The organism is Wolbachia endosymbiont of Pentalonia nigronervosa (genome assembly GCF_014534705.1).
Taxonomy (GTDB): Bacteria; Pseudomonadota; Alphaproteobacteria; order Rickettsiales; family Anaplasmataceae; genus Wolbachia.
This window is the reverse complement of record NZ_JACVWV010000001.1, coordinates 16,703-31,854: the sequence shown is the minus strand read 5'-3', so window position 1 is coordinate 31,854 and position 15,152 is coordinate 16,703. Positions and strand designations below refer to the sequence as shown.

Sequence of the window (15,152 nt, the reverse complement as noted above, 5' to 3'; positions counted from 1 at the left end):
TATGTCATCACAGTTATTATTTGAGTGTCTTTCTGAAGAAATACCATCAAGAATGCATAATTTAGCGGTAACGCAAATTAAGAATTATATTACCAGTACCTTTCATAAGAATAATATAAAATTTTCATCTATAGAGGTTTTCATCACAGCACGTCGTATCACTCTTTTTATCGATGACATAAGGATCTTAGAGCTAAAAAGCTCCAATGATGAAATTAAAGGTCCAAATGTTAATGCAGCACAGGATGCTTTAGAGGGTTTTTTAAGAAAAAACCAAAAAAGTATGGAGGATGTCTTTATCCGCAAAATAAATGACGAAGATTTTTACTTTATAAAAAGAGACAGTTGTGCTTTTAACATAAAAGAATTTCTTGGCAATCAGTTAGAAGAAATGCTGAAAAATTTTTCGTGGCCTAAGAGCATGAGGTGGGGTACAAGAAAAGAAAGATGGGTAAGACCAATTAAAAACATTCTATGTATTTTGGACGGTGAAGTCATCCCTATATCTTTTGCTGGAATTACTGCATCTAATGTAACTTACGGTCATCGCCTGCTTTCACACAATAGACCTCTTTCGAACCCGATTTATGGTGAGAGGAGAAGTGCAAGCGAAGCACCGCAGGATGTATTTGAGGAGCGTAGTTCAGCTTCGATAACAAAATTGCCATCAGAAATTGAGTTTCGAAAGAGGTCTAATCAAGTTTTAACCGTAGAAACACCACAAGACTACTTTAAATTGTTAGAAAAAAATAACGTTATTCTTCAACAGGATAAAAGAAAGCAGTTCATATTAGATCAGATTAAAGATTTTACCAAAAAACATAATTTACAACTTGAACAAAATGACTATTTATTGAATGAATTAACCGGATTGATAGAATATCCGATTGTATTATTTGGTAAAGTAAATCAAGAAAAATCTGCCGAACTACCTAAGGAAGTAATACTCAGTATAGTACATACACAACAGAAGTATCTTGCTTTGAGCGATGGGCAAAAGATTTTATATTTTGCTACTGTTGTTAACGTTAAAAATGATAATGTCATTAAAGGACATGAAAAAATATTAGAAGCGCGCCTTGCTGATGCTCAATTTTTAATATCTCAGGACAAAAAGCATAACTTAGATTACTATGTGAATAAACTAGATTCAATATCATTCCATGGTTATCTTGGCAGTGTTCAGGAAAAAGTAAAACGTATTATAGCTCTATCAAAATATATAGCCATATGGATTCCTCATGCCTCATTAATTAAGGTTGAACGTGCTGCATATTTAGCAAAAGCTGACTTAGCAACATCAATAGTCAGAGAATTTCATGAGCTACAAGGAATAATGGGTGGGCATTATGCAGCTCATTTTCACGAAGATCAAGAAGTAGTAGAATCCATAGTAGAGCATTATAAACCAGTTGGACCTGATCAAGAGTGTCCCACATCCCCTTCAGCAATTGCTGTATCTCTCGCTGATAAAATGGATAGTTTGGTTGGTCTGGTTGCAGCAGGAGAAAAAATCTCTAGCTCATATGATCAGTTTGGTTTGCGGAGAATATCTATTGGTATAATTAGATTAATACTTGAAAACAATTTACATATTCCAATAAAGTTATTAATAGATAAATCAGTATCTTTATACTCGAGAACGGCACTCACTAAAGATACTGTACCAGTTGAAAAACACAACAGACCAGATAGAAAGCAGATTTCAGAATTAGTATTTAAATTCTGTTTGGAAAGGTTTAAAGTTATCCTAAAAAATAAGAATATGAAACGGGATATCATAGATTCAATATTACACAGAAATAATGTTAACGATTTATTAACAGCACAAAGACAGATAGCTATGTTGGACAGCTATCTTAATGAGCAAAAAGGCGTACAAATTCTCAACATATATAAAAGAGTTAGTAATATAGTTCATAAAGCAAGCCAAAAAGATAAAGTTACTTACAAAGAGTGTTACAGCAAAAGGTTTTTAATTGAGAGTGAAGAGGTTGAATTATCAAGTTGCGTTATGACCTCCTTTGAAAGCATCAAGCAAGCAGTAAAAAATAACCATTTTAGTGCAGCACTTGATGAACTTGTAAGCTTTGTTCCACCTCTCAATCAATTTATGGACAATGTAAAAATTAATTGCGATTCTAGTGAATTAAGAAAAAACAGATTATCTCTATTGGTTAAAGTAGTTTCCATTTTTCATTTGGTAGCGGATTTTAGCCTAATACAGATTAAGTAATGATCAATGTTCAAGCAATAATAAAAGAACAAATTAATTTCTCTCCACAATCTTGTGGTGTGTATAAAATGATAGGAGATAAAAATAGAATTTTATACATTGGGAAAGCAAAAAATTTAAAATCCAGGTTATCTGCTTACGTTCATGTTGAAAATCTTTCTGAACGAATCAGAGTCATGCTTTCAAAAGTAGTCAAAATAGAAGTTTTTATTACTGAAAATGAAATTGAAGCCCTTTTGCTTGAAGCACAATTAATAAAATCCTTGCACCCACCTTATAATATTTTACTCAAAGACGGAAAATCTTACCCTTATATCACAATTTCTAAACATGAATATCCAATGATAGCGAAGTTTCGTGGTAAATTTAAAAAAAATGAATTTTATTACTACGGTCCGTTTCCTTCTGCCACTGCAGTCAAAAATACTATGGAGTCATTGCAAAAAGCCTTTCTATTAAGAACGTGTTCAGATCGCTCCTTCCTTTCAGCAAAAAAAGCATGCATTGAATATCAAATGCACCGTTGCTCAGCACCGTGTGTAAACAAAATCACAAAGAATGATTATGGTAAATTAGTAAAACAAGCACAAGCTACATTAGCTGGCAAGAATAAAAAAGTAGAAAAACAATTACTCTCCGCGATGCAAAGATGTAGTAATGCAGAAGAATATGAACGCGCTGCTGTGTATAGGGATAGGTTAAAATCTCTTGCACAAGTTCAGATCAAAGTTATCGACTTCTTTTTTGAAAAAGACGCAGATTTTCTCAATATTGCACGTAAAGGAGACTTAGCTTGTATTCATGTGTTGTCATTTAGAAATAGGTGTAACTATGGCGATATTCCTTACTTCATTGAAAACTGTAGTGATCATTCGGATGATGATATTTTATCTACTTTTTTAGTCCACTCGTATCAGACATCTGACCTGCCATTAAGAATCTATGTTCCTCACTGCATGAATAATATTGAAATTATAGAACAAGCGTTGCGTCAAACCACTCAAAAATCAATAACCATACTATATGCAAAAAACAAGCAAGAACGTGACTTACTGAAGTCCATTTACAGTAATGCTCAACATAGCTTAGAGCAAAAGCTTATAGATCATAAGAATAATCTGGAAAAGCTAGAAGACTTGGCTAAAATCTTCTGTTTGCCAAATATTCCACAACGTATTGAAATTTATGATAATAGCCATACATCTGGACATCAACAAGTTGGTGTGATGGTTGTTGCTGGGCAGGAAGGTTTTCTGCACAATGAATATAGAAAATTCACTATCAAAGGAAAAATCCTGGGTGATGACTATAGAATGATGGAAGAAGTACTGACAAGACGTTTTTCTGGCAGTATAAAAGACGTAATACCTGATTTTTTGCTTATTGATGGTGGACCAGGGCATGTTTCCGTAGTAGAAAATGTGTTGAAGACATTAAACATCAATGTTCCTTTTGCTTGCATAGCAAAGGGTCCAGATCGTAATGCAGGAAAAGAGAGATTTTATATGCCAAATAGAGAAGAATTTAGTTTGGAATATAATAATCAGATCATGCTTTACTTGCAACTGTTGCGTAACGAAGCTCACCGCTTTGCTATTACTACACACAGAAAAAAACGTGATAAACAGTTTTTAGTTTCACAATTAAATGAAATACCTGGTATTGGCGACAAGAGAAGCAAAGCATTAATATCTTACTTTGGCTCCATTGAAAACATAAGTAAAGCCTCAATAACTGAAATTCAGAATGTGCCTGGAATTAATAAAGAATTAGCAGAAATTATTCATAAACACCCACTATGGATGCAAGAGAAGTAGAAAAGCTTAGGTGTACAGTATCTCTGGATCTAAAACACAAGATGGTTAATAATCTATTTTTACTAAATATAAACCAAAAGGTGGTGCTGTAATTCCAGCAGCACTTCTTTTACAGTGATTTAATATTTTTAACATTTCACGTGGGTCAGTGTTATTTATTCCAAATTCAACCAAAGTGCCCACCATGATTCTTACTTGATTATGTAAAAAAGAAAGAGCAGATATCTTAATATATATGTGATTTCTATTTTGTATTATGTCTATATTATCAATTGTTTTTACTGGATCTTTTGCCTGGCAATCCTTCGAACGAAAGCTTGAAAGGTCATGTTTTCCAAGTAAATATTCGGCAGCCTCACGCATGATATTTACATCAAGTGGTTTAAATACTTGCCACACATACCCAGCTTCCAGAACTGCAGGAGCGTAGCGATTAATTATTTTATATTCATAATACCTCTTTTTTGCTGAAAATCGCGCATGAAATATATCATCAACAATTTCTACATCCAGTATAGATACAGCTGTTGATTTCAAATGGTAGTTTATTGCGTTTCTTACTCTATAAAGTTCAAATTCTGCTTGCATGTCAAAATGCGCAACTTGTCCTAAAGCGTGAACTCCTGCGTCAGTTCTACCACCACAATATAAAGCGACTCTTTCACCAGTAAAATTAAATATAGCATTTTCCACTACTTCTTGTATTGAATTTACAGAGTGTTTTTGTTTTTGCCAACCGGAGAAATTACTGCCGTTGTATTCTATTACGATCTTATAACGCACGGTGTTAAGTTCAAGGTATAATATCTACATTACACTCAATTTATTTTGCTTTGCAAATTAGATTTTACTTGTTCTATGTTAATAGGAAGAAATACCTATCAGATCTTTTCATTAGGTAGCCCTGGGGTTTGTAGATTAGACCTCTTGCAAAACCGATTTATGACGAGAAACGTTTTAGGAGAAACGCAGGCGAGCACCGCAGGATGTATTTGAGGAGCGTAGGCAAACAAAATTGCCGTCAGAAATAGGTTTTGCAAGAGGTCTATTGATTTTCCCTACCAGTTTGGTAGTATAAGTCATATTGATCTGAACTGTTATGCAGCTCTATAAGCCACTGCTATTACTTCTATTAGCTATATTGACTATCATAGTTTTTTATAACTCACCATTTTATCCAAATTTAGCATTGCAGCAGATTCTGAATTTCGATCTATCTGTGCGTATTGTGCTCACATCTTTTCTGTTAGGTGCATTTTTGATTGTATTACCAGCACAAAATTTGACTCTTACAGAAATGCTATTTTTTACTTTTTATACTGCTAGTTCGTTAGGTGCTATATTATCTAAACAGATGATATTAGTGATAGTATTCTGTGAGTTAATGAGTATCAGTTCATTTTTCATTATTGCAGCTGGTGGTAAGGATAGTGGTTATGCAATAAGATATGCTTGCACGCACTTTTTTATCGGAATGCTATTAATAACGGGCCTGTCTATCCAAAACACTGGTCTAATAATCATAGGTTTATTAATGAATTGTGCCTGTTTTCCTTTCTCATTCTGGGTTGTCGATGCATATCCTGCTGCATCGTTACATGGTGCATCATACCTATCTTTATTTACCACTAAGGTTTCTTTCTTAGTAATGCTTTTACATACCTACAGCTCGTGGCAAAATTATACTGAAATATTGGCCATTTTAGGGGCAATTACTGCACTTTATAGCATTGTATTCGCTGCACTTGAACAAAACATTCGTAGATTTTTAGGCTATAATGTTGTAGGGCAAATGGGCATATTGATTATGACTGGCAGTTTGCTTAGCCACTCAAAAAATGCCATATCATTGCTTATGCTTAATATAATTTTTTCCATTACTTATCAGTTACTGCTTTTCACTGTGGTCAATTCAATTATCTCTCGGACAAAAGCAGTGAATTTCAATGGAGTGGGCAAATTTTTGTCAGTGGAGAGTATGTGCACTGCAATTGCCATACTAACAATGGCAGCATTTCCTGGCACTGCTGGATTTATCAGCAAGTCATGCATTACATCTGAAATTAAAATGGCTAGTGCTGAATTAACAATATATAAGAATTTATTAAAGATTTTGTACCCTCTACTTTATTCAAGTTTAGGACTAAAGTTTTTCTATTACATGTTTGTCTCTAAAAATAGATCAAAATCTCCAGTTGCACATGGAAGTAACTTGCCTATGATAATTTTAGCGTTAGTATGCGTTATTGCTGGTAATCCATATTTATTTATTTACAATAAGTCCCTGATTTTTGATCTAGTTTATAACAAGCAAAATCTTTGGTACCAGTTTAATCTATTATTCTGCACCACTTTATTGTTTATTCCTTTGTACAAGTTATTCTCACCCAGAATAAACTTTAAAATGGATGTTGATTGGATTTTTAGAGCTTTTATACCTTACATTACTTCATTATTAAATAGACTAATTCTTACAATGAAAGACAGATTCATTAGAATGATGCAGAGCTTGACTAATTTGCTAACTAGTTCATACTTTAATAATATTGATAAATTTAAAGAAGTATTTGGTTATAATTCAGTAGCCTTTGTTTCAGCTACTTCTCTTGTGTTAATTACTGTTTTACTAGTATTATTATGTTTAAATCCTTAACTGATAATTTAAGTGCTGTATTTAGTAAGTTGAAAGGAAAATCATTAATTTCTGAAGATGATTTCAACCTTGCCATGCGTGAAATACGTATAGCGCTAATTGAAGCTGACGTCTCACTAGAGGTAGCAAAAAAATTCATCAACAATATAAAAGATAAAGTTGTTGGAGAGAAGGTTATTAAAAGCGTTTCTCCTGCACAAATGATCATTAAAATTGTCCAGGATAATTTAGCTGCGATTCTTGGCGCAGAAAAAAGTGATTTAAACCTCTCAGTCAAACCTCCCGCTGTTATTATGATGGTGGGATTACAAGGTGCAGGTAAAACAACTACTTCAGGAAAACTTGCTTTAAAGTTAAAAAAACAAAAGAAGAGAGTTCTACTTGCTTCTTTGGACATCTACAGACCGGCTGCACAGAAACAACTTGAAGTGTTAGGTAAGCAGATAGATGTTAAAACTTTGCCTATAATTGCAAATAAAAAGCCACTTGAAATTACAAAAATGGCTATGGAAGAGGCAAAAGGGTATGATGTTGTAATCCTCGACACTGCAGGCAGACTTCACATCGATGATAGCATGATGAATGAGCTAAAGGATGTAAAGAAACTTACCTCACCTACAGAAATTATCTTAGTAGCTGATGCCATGACGGGTCAAGATGCAATTAACATTGCTAAGTCATTCAACGAAGCAATAGATATAACTGGTATTATCCTTACACGTGTTGATGGTGATGCACGTGGAGGTGCTGCTCTCTCTATGAAAATGATCACCAACTGTCCCATTAAATTTATTGCCTGTGGTGAAAAATTAAGCGATCTCGATGATTTTTATCCTGATAGAATTGCACAAAGAATACTTAACATGGGTGATGTTGTGTCATTGGTTGAAAAAGCTGCAGAGATCGTTGGAAAAGAAGAAATTGATAAACTACAGAAGAAGGTGAAAAAGGGCAAATTTGACCTTAATGATCTAGTAGGACAATTGAAAGCATTAAACAAGATGGGTGGAATTGCAAGCATAATGAAATTTATCCCTAGTTCATTCACAAAAAAGCTAAATAGTGGTGTACCTGATGATAGCAAAGTGAAGAAGTATATAGCTATTATCAGTTCAATGACGGAAAAGGAGAGGCAAGATCCCAGTATTTTAAATGGAAAACGGAGATTAAGAATTGCAAAAGGATCCGGAACAAGCGTCACTGACGTCAATCTTCTGATTAAACAATACAATCAAATGAGCTCCATAGTAAGTAAATTAAGCAAAACTGACCACAGCAAAACCAAAGAATCTGATTTAATGGACCTCTTAAGTAGAAGGTAAAGTAGAAATATCTTAATTTTTTAATGATTTTGACTTTCTATAAAGTTTGTAGTACTATTATTGTATATATTAATAATATGGAGGAATGATATGACTCATGACACAAATCTTGATACAAATCTACGTGATATTCTTGTGAGAATTGGAAAAGAGTTACACTCCGACCCCAAAAATAATACTAATTACATGCAACACATCGAAGAATTAAAACAGTACCTGCAAAACAATAAAGGAATAGCTGTTAACAAGGAACTATTTAAACTTGCCATTCTGAAACCAATAAATGTGTGGGAAACGAAAGTTAGTCAGGAAGCGATATATTATCTTTTATCTTACTACATTGAAAATAATAATATTAAATTCCAGGATGTAATCAATTGCTTAAAAGATGCAATGAAAGATAAAAAATATCTTCATGATAGTAATTTGCACAAGTTACTGAACTATCCGGATGAAGACGGTATCTCACTGCTACATAAAGCTGTTTTAGAAAATAACACCGATGCAATAGAAATTCTTCTTGCAAATGATGTGAATTCTCTTGCCATAAGTAAAGATAATAAAACACCATTCACATTAGATGGTATAAGCTTCAGTGCAAAAAGTGCGCTGATTAATGGCATGAAAGAGCAAGCTAAGCGATATAAAGAAAATACCCTGGTAAATTCCTCAATTGCTTTTGCTACTGGTTTTTTCTCTACTGTTGGACTAGGTACTGCTATGTGTCTGGTACTAGGCAATGGAGCCAGTTCTTGTCGCACTGCAGTAGCAATAGGCATGTCTCTTGCTCTATTAGTTGGTGGAGTTGCTTTACTAGCTGTTTATTCTTTCAGCCCAGACTACAAACAAGCCAAAGCTATAGATAGAGTTCTTTTTTCGAAGGAAGCATCCCTTGAATCAACTGAAACAACCCATGTAGGTGATAATAAAAATAGAATAGTGTGATGCTTGACTAGATTAAAGGTTTACAATTGAAGCACAGTACTTGGCCACGTGGGACGGATTTGAGTTCATCTGTTGAAACTTGATTTGAACAAGAGATACATTTTATCTTATCACTTGGAATAAGCGAGTTATCAACAGCAACTCTATCATCAAAAACAAAACACTCACCCTCCCACGTGTTGTTCTTGTTTTTATTTTTCTCAAGGTAAGAAAGTATACCACCTTTTAAGTGATAAACGTCCTTGAATCCGATGCTTTTCATGTACGCTGTGGATTTTTCACATCTGATTCCACCTGTGCAGTACATTGCTATTTTTAGATTTTTATTCTCAGTAAATGATTCTGCCCATTGAGGAAAATCGCGAAAGCATTGAGTTTTTGGATCTATTGCATTTTTAAACTTGCCTAATTTTACTTCATACTCATTTCTTGTATCTACTACTAAAACATCAGGTTGAGAAGTAAAATCATCCCAATGTTCCGGTTCGAGGTATTCACCTCTGAGAGAAATATCAAGACCATTCACACCAAGGTTGACAATCTCTCTTTTTAATCTGACCTTCATCTTACTAAATGGTTGATATGCTGCATAACTTTCTTTCCACGTTAGATCTTTTAATCTAGGATCAGAATGTAAAAAGTTGAATATATTATTAATTGCATCTTTTGTGCCGGATATGGTTGCATTAATGCCCTCTTCTGCAAGAAGTATTGTACCTTTTAACCCGAAGTTATCACACGCAGTTTTTATTTCATCTTTCATGTCATAGTAATTAGAAAGCTCAACAAAATAATAGAAAGTTGCAATAGTAAAATCCATAACTTATATATAAAAATACTGAGTAATTTAAAAATATCATTCTATAAATTTCCCTGCTACATTTATTTTACAACCACGAATAAAATCTTCAATACCACATGTTTTTTTTCCTTCCATTTGTACAACTTTAGGAATCAAAGTACCACCTTTTAACTTTATGTGCATACTATTATTAATGATTTTCCCTTGCTCTGATTCTAAAAGCGTACTTACCTCAAAATCAGCATCAAGTATTCTCATGCGCTTACCCTCTATTTTTACAAACGTTTTGGGATAAAGCGCCTTGATTTTCCTATATGCAACTTCACAAGTATCATCAACATAAATCCTGTAATCTTTTATCTTATCAGCATAACATGCATAGTTACTATCTTGCTCTATAGGAACTCGTTTTTGAATTTCACTTAGCACTTCTAGTAGCAAATGCCCTCCTAGCTCAGATAGTTTATTATGTAATGTTTTGTAATTATCAGATTCTTTAATCGAAAACCTTTCCTGTTTTAGGATAGGACCTGAATCTAACCCTTCATTCATCTGCATAATACTCACCCCTGTTTCTTGATCACCTGCTAAGATTGTGTGTTGTATCGGAGCTGCACCCCGCCACCTAGGCAACAATGAAGGATGAATATTAATACATCCATATTCTGGAATATTGAGAATTTCGCGTGGAAGTATTAATCCGTATGCAGCAACAACTGCAACATCAGGTGCAAGGCTTCTAAACTTTTCTTGCTCTTTTGAAAATTTAAGAGAGCTCACAGTACACACTTCTATATTATTTTCTTTAGCAACATTATGTACTGGAGTTTCTGTTAATTTTTTTCCACGATTTGCAGGTTTAGGAGCTCTAGTATAAACGGCAATTACTTCGTGTTGCGAATGTATCAATAGTTTTAATGGAATAACTGCAAACTCTGGCGACCCCATGAAAATAATTTTCATGTTTTAAGAAACTATACCGCTAACTTCTCACTTACGGTTTTTACTAGCTTAGCAAAGTCATCCTTATAATTAACAGCCATTTCAGCAAGAATTTTTCTGTTTAAATCAATACCAGCAAGCGTTAGACCATGAATAAATTTGCCATAAGTAAGCCCATGTTCCCTTACTGCTGCATTGATACGCACTATCCATAAACTACGAAAATCACGCTTGCGGTTTCTTCTATCCCTGTAAGCATACTGTAATGCCTTTTCAACTCTCTGCAGTGCAATTCTGTAACAATTTTTTGCACGTCCCCTATAACCCTTCGCTAATTTCAATATTTTTTTATGACGAGCATGAGTAGTAACTCCGCGCTTTACCCTAGCCATTCTATCTTACCTCCATTTTAAAGACCATAAGGTATATAAAGTTTCACTATACGTGAATCAGATTTACCAAGAATTGTTGTACCACGCTGATTACGAATGTTAGACTTACTTCTCTTAACCATGCCATGTCTCTTGCCTGATTGAGTAGCAATAACTTTACCCTTAGCTGTAAGGCTAAAACGTTTTTTAACAGAAGATTTAGTCTTCAATTTTATTTTCTTCATATTCTAAATAAGCAATCAAGTATCAGTATAAATAATTTTATTAAATAATCAAACTAAAATTATTCACTTAAAGAAGCTTAAATGTGATCACACCCAATATATGGCTTACATTACCTTTATCACCCAGTGGCAATAATACCTGTCTTATTTTGATGCTTTCACTTTCTTCTTGCTCAGTCACTGGATAACCATTTTCCACCACTGTATCGAATTTTTCAAGTACTGCATCTATTTTATATAGCCGCAAAAACGGTGCATCAATCGAGTATCGATTATCAATGCGCATTTCTTTCTGAAAACCATAGAATTCAACAGCCTTTTCTCCTGCATTTTCACAGACATAGCCTTGATCTTTCACTTCAATAATAAAACTATGCTGCCATGATTCCATGATTTCTGCAGTATCTATTTCGTTTCTTTCAGGCCAGTCTCTATCTGAACCTTTTATATCACTCCAATGCTTAGCAACTACATTCACTATCCTTCTTTCTTTGCCTACGTATGTTTCCATTCGATTTCCACATGTAAAACAAAGAACTTATATTGAATATATTTATTTTTTCTTACCACAGGATGTATAGTATTGGTTTAAATTTATATAAACTTTCTATAATTAATAGTTAAAACATGATTCAAATTCAAAAATGAGTTAATTTTTTAACTATAATGGTGATTATATTAGAAAATAAATTTCAAGAAAGGCCTACAGATCTTTTACGGACAATAAACAACCTTTATTTAAGTTTAATCCATTTTTTGCACCATAAGCTGCTTAATTTTTACTATTGCTTTCGCTGGATTAAGTCCCTTAGGGCAGGTTTTAGTGCAATTCATTATTGTGTGGCAGCGATATAATTTGAATGGATCATTCAAAGCATCAAGACGCTCATTTGCTTTGCTATCCCGACTATCGACAATCCACCTGTATGCTTGTAATAGTACAGCTGGACCTAAATACTTATCACTATTCCACCAATAACTTGGACAACTCGTAGAACAGCAAGCGCATAATATACAATCAGAGAGACCATCCAATTTTTCTCTCTCTTTAGGAGATTGTATATGTTCCTTGTTTCCCACTGCAGGCTTATCAGCCTGTAACCAAGGTTTAATTGTCTTATATTGTTCATAAAAGTGACTTAAGTCTGGTACCAAATCCTTTATTACGTGCATATGTGGCAATGGGTATATTGCTACATCACCTTGTATATCGTGCACAGACTTAGTGCATGCTAGAGTATTAACTCCATCAATATTCATTGCACAAGACCCACATATTCCTTCTCTACAAGAGCGTCTAAAGGTTAAACTTGAGTCTATTTCATCTTTTATTTTTATTAGCACATCAAGTATCATAGAACCACAATTGTCCATATCAATAAAAAATGTATCTATTCTTGGATTTTTCTTATCATCAGGAGACCAGCGATAAATTTTAAATCTTCTAATATTCTTCGCATCAGCAGGAACAGGATAAGTTTTGCCTTTTTGATTGATTTTAGAATTTCGTGGTAAAGAAAATTGTACCATATGTTATAATATTAGACCAAAATCTTTAGGATAACATATTTTGATATTATCACTATACTTTTTATTTAACAGCAAGCACTTGACTTAAAAGTCAGTGACATTGGCCAGCTATAAAACAAAGATATGATAAAAAGGAATGAGATGAGTAGAAAGTGAGGCAAAAAGAGTGTTACTAGCTAGTAACACTCTTTTGAATAAAGCAGAATTTTACTACCTTAGTTCACCGTTACCTCATTACCAACATGTCGCTCAATGTCAACATTCACGAGCCTACGCAAGTCACCCGTATTCTTTAATCTAGTTTGACCTATTTCACCTAGATTAGGTTTAAGTAAATTGTTACCATGTACAGGTGAACCTTCAGTAGGTGAGTTAACTCCACTATCAGCACTGCCATTGCTTAGTGAGTTGCTGCTACCACTATTAGCTAAGTTATCACTCTCACTACCAGATATATTGTTTGGTGATGAGAAGGTACCATAACTTGGGACATGCGGCCTAGATGTAACAAGAGGAGTTGCTCTATCTTCAGTATGTTCACCAGCGTAACTGCCACGTCTACTTTCAGGCAAGCTTTCACTGAGTGATGTTTGAGAGGTAGCGTCACTCTCCAATCCTGAATCATCGGATACTGCTTTAGGTTTTGATTTAAACCATCCGAAAAGTTTTGGTTTGCTTTCTGCATTTGAAGCAGCATTTGCACGTTCTTGTTTGTATTCCAAGAATTCCTGTACTGCCTCATGTACAGCACTATTGACTTCTCCATGATGATCAGCAAGAGCAGTTTTGAATAAGTAAAGATCCCTAGGCGCTGATTTGTATTCACTATCAAGAAGGTTACCCAATTTTTTAAAATTCAGACCACTAATAAAATTTTTCTGTTTTGTCCACAGTTCGCAGTATTCTTGTGCTTCCTCTCTTGCGTATTCTGTTGCATTAGGGTCTTTTGTAATGTTCTCCTGAGTTGTTATCTTCAAGCCTAGCTTAAATGCTACTTTTCCCATCGTAGCTGCCACAATAGACTCCCGTTCTTCTTGTGAAAAATCTGGATTACCAAGAACTTTATCCTGAAGCACTTTCACTGCTTTCTTGCAGTTTTCTTTTGTAGTTTCATCAAGATTCGTTAGTTCTTCTGGGTGATTGGTCTTACCAGCCAGCTTTTCCAACCGATTTGCTACACTGCGTAACCCATCGCTAGTCGCTTTTCTTACTTTTTGATCTGCAGCAGCATAAGCGCTTGCTATCTTCCCCGCAGCAATTTTAGTACCCTCAATTGTTTTTTTCGCTGTCCAATTAAATCCTTGAACTGTTTTTACACCAGCATATAAACCTGCACCCACAACTGCACCTACTACAGCACCTGCTGCGCCTACTACAGCACCTGCTGCAATGACTGCTACAGCAAATAATAAAACTGGAAGTGCTATAGCAAGTAGTGCACCTGCAGCAGCACCCAAAATCACTTGCTTCTCTATCGGCAATTCAGAAAATCTTTTTCCTGCTATACCAAACAATTCAGCGGCTTCTTCTTTTGTCTTTGGGAATTTGAATTTTTTATTACCTTCTTCTGACTCGTGGTCTAAATCGTCACCATAATCAGGACTGCTGTCGTAGCCTTCATCATTAAGATGACTTGATCTGTATGGACGTGATTCATTATCGAAGTTTGCTAATCTAGTGGGATTAGCTATAACGGGAGCAAAGTTTCTAAGAACTTTTACATCTCTCTGATTGTTAACAGCATCGCCAAATGGTTCATGAGACGCGGTAACACTGAAGTGGTCCCAATTAGCAAAGTTATCGGTGAAACCAGGGTTTGATCCAGCTTCAACATTATTATTATCACCCCAAGTTGGGCTAGGATTTCTCTGGGCGTTTCCTTTATTATCTAACGCTTGTATTTCAGCATCTAATTTTTCCGTTAACACTTGTAATTCAGCACTTATTTGATCTAAATCATCTTCACTATGATGAGAATCACCGCTAACAGATTGGTCTTGACCAGTCATGCCATCCCAGCCGTATGTTGGATTTACGAATTTAGCATCGTCTTCTGAAGCTTTTATACCATTAACAGGAGCAGTGTTGTGAACTCTTCCCTGAACGTTAGGATTGGCATTTTGTTGTTTGTGTGTCATTTTGTATCCTCAATATTAATAAACATGCTTTAATTGTATATTCTCAATTATTAAATTAGTATTAAATTTGCTGCAAATATTAATTTTTTGCTAAATAATTTCGCTTGACGCTTTTTCTTGTACGTGTAGAAATTTATAAAGTATGAAAAAA

Annotated in this window: 14 protein-coding genes; 6 read left to right on the top strand and 8 right to left on the bottom strand. The window is 34.5% G+C overall.

Annotation, left to right across the window (positions count from 1 at the left end; all coding sequences use genetic code 11):
• Position 1 precedes the first annotated feature (1 nt).
• Complete coding sequence (glyS, locus tag IC220_RS00150; protein ID WP_223158710.1) at positions 2 to 2,236, top strand: glycine--tRNA ligase subunit beta; 2,235 nt, start codon at positions 2 to 4, stop codon at positions 2,234 to 2,236.
• Complete coding sequence (gene uvrC, locus IC220_RS00145) at positions 2,236 to 4,053, top strand: excinuclease ABC subunit UvrC (protein ID WP_188152596.1); 1,818 nt, start codon at positions 2,236 to 2,238, stop codon at positions 4,051 to 4,053. Before glyS ends, uvrC begins: the two co-directional genes overlap by 1 nt.
• A gap of 45 nt (positions 4,054 to 4,098) precedes the next feature.
• On the opposite strand, the gene truA is transcribed toward uvrC, so the two are convergent.
• Positions 4,099 to 4,836: a tRNA pseudouridine(38-40) synthase TruA gene (gene truA / locus IC220_RS00140; protein ID WP_188152595.1), complete on the bottom strand. Its 738-nt coding sequence runs from the start codon at positions 4,834 to 4,836 to the stop codon at positions 4,099 to 4,101.
• 75 nt (positions 4,837 to 4,911) lie between these two features.
• Here truA and IC220_RS00135 point away from each other — a divergent pair, with 75 nt between their 5' ends.
• The 4 genes from IC220_RS00135 to IC220_RS00120 all read left to right on the top strand — a co-directional run bounded on the left by IC220_RS00135 (position 4,912) and on the right by IC220_RS00120 (position 8,973).
• Positions 4,912 to 5,049 carry a hypothetical protein gene (locus tag IC220_RS00135; RefSeq protein ID WP_188152594.1) on the top strand — a complete coding sequence of 46 codons (138 nt, stop codon included), beginning with the start codon at positions 4,912 to 4,914 and terminating at the stop codon, positions 5,047 to 5,049.
• A gap of 103 nt (positions 5,050 to 5,152) precedes the next feature.
• A complete protein-coding gene (locus IC220_RS00130; RefSeq protein WP_188152593.1) occupies positions 5,153 to 6,706 on the top strand; it encodes a proton-conducting transporter transmembrane domain-containing protein in 1,554 nt (517 codons plus the stop codon).
• Positions 6,691 to 8,028, top strand: a complete 1,338-nt coding sequence (gene ffh / locus IC220_RS00125; protein WP_188152592.1) for a signal recognition particle protein — start codon at positions 6,691 to 6,693, stop codon at positions 8,026 to 8,028. Before IC220_RS00130 ends, ffh begins: the two co-directional genes overlap by 16 nt.
• Before the next feature lie 90 nt (positions 8,029 to 8,118).
• A complete protein-coding gene (locus IC220_RS00120; RefSeq protein ID WP_188152591.1) occupies positions 8,119 to 8,973 on the top strand; it encodes an ankyrin repeat domain-containing protein in 855 nt (284 codons plus the stop codon).
• Positions 8,974 to 8,980: 7 nt separating this feature from the next.
• On the opposite strand, the gene trhO is transcribed toward IC220_RS00120, so the two are convergent.
• From trhO to IC220_RS00085, 7 genes are all read right to left on the bottom strand, one after another.
• Positions 8,981 to 9,793: an oxygen-dependent tRNA uridine(34) hydroxylase TrhO gene (gene trhO / locus IC220_RS00115; RefSeq protein WP_188152590.1), complete on the bottom strand. Its 813-nt coding sequence runs from the start codon at positions 9,791 to 9,793 to the stop codon at positions 8,981 to 8,983.
• A 36-nt stretch (positions 9,794 to 9,829) separates the two neighbouring features.
• Positions 9,830 to 10,738 (bottom strand): methionyl-tRNA formyltransferase, encoded by a 909-nt coding sequence (fmt, locus tag IC220_RS00110; RefSeq protein WP_188152589.1) that lies wholly within the window; start codon positions 10,736 to 10,738, stop codon positions 9,830 to 9,832.
• An 11-nt stretch (positions 10,739 to 10,749) separates the two neighbouring features.
• On the bottom strand, positions 10,750 to 11,109 hold the full coding sequence (rplT, locus tag IC220_RS00105) for a 50S ribosomal protein L20 (protein WP_188152588.1): 360 nt from the start codon (positions 11,107 to 11,109) through the stop codon (positions 10,750 to 10,752).
• A 17-nt stretch (positions 11,110 to 11,126) separates the two neighbouring features.
• Positions 11,127 to 11,333: a 50S ribosomal protein L35 gene (gene rpmI, locus IC220_RS00100; protein WP_188152587.1), complete on the bottom strand. Its 207-nt coding sequence runs from the start codon at positions 11,331 to 11,333 to the stop codon at positions 11,127 to 11,129.
• Positions 11,334 to 11,400: 67 nt separating this feature from the next.
• Positions 11,401 to 11,844 carry a PAS domain-containing protein gene (locus tag IC220_RS00095; protein WP_188152586.1) on the bottom strand — a complete coding sequence of 148 codons (444 nt, stop codon included), beginning with the start codon at positions 11,842 to 11,844 and terminating at the stop codon, positions 11,401 to 11,403.
• 233 nt (positions 11,845 to 12,077) lie between these two features.
• A complete protein-coding gene (locus tag IC220_RS00090; protein WP_188152585.1) occupies positions 12,078 to 12,863 on the bottom strand; it encodes a succinate dehydrogenase iron-sulfur subunit in 786 nt (261 codons plus the stop codon).
• A 215-nt stretch (positions 12,864 to 13,078) separates the two neighbouring features.
• A complete protein-coding gene (locus IC220_RS00085) occupies positions 13,079 to 15,001 on the bottom strand; it encodes an actin-bundling T4SS effector WalE1 family protein (RefSeq protein WP_188152584.1) in 1,923 nt (640 codons plus the stop codon).
• Positions 15,002 to 15,152: the final 151 nt, after the last annotated feature.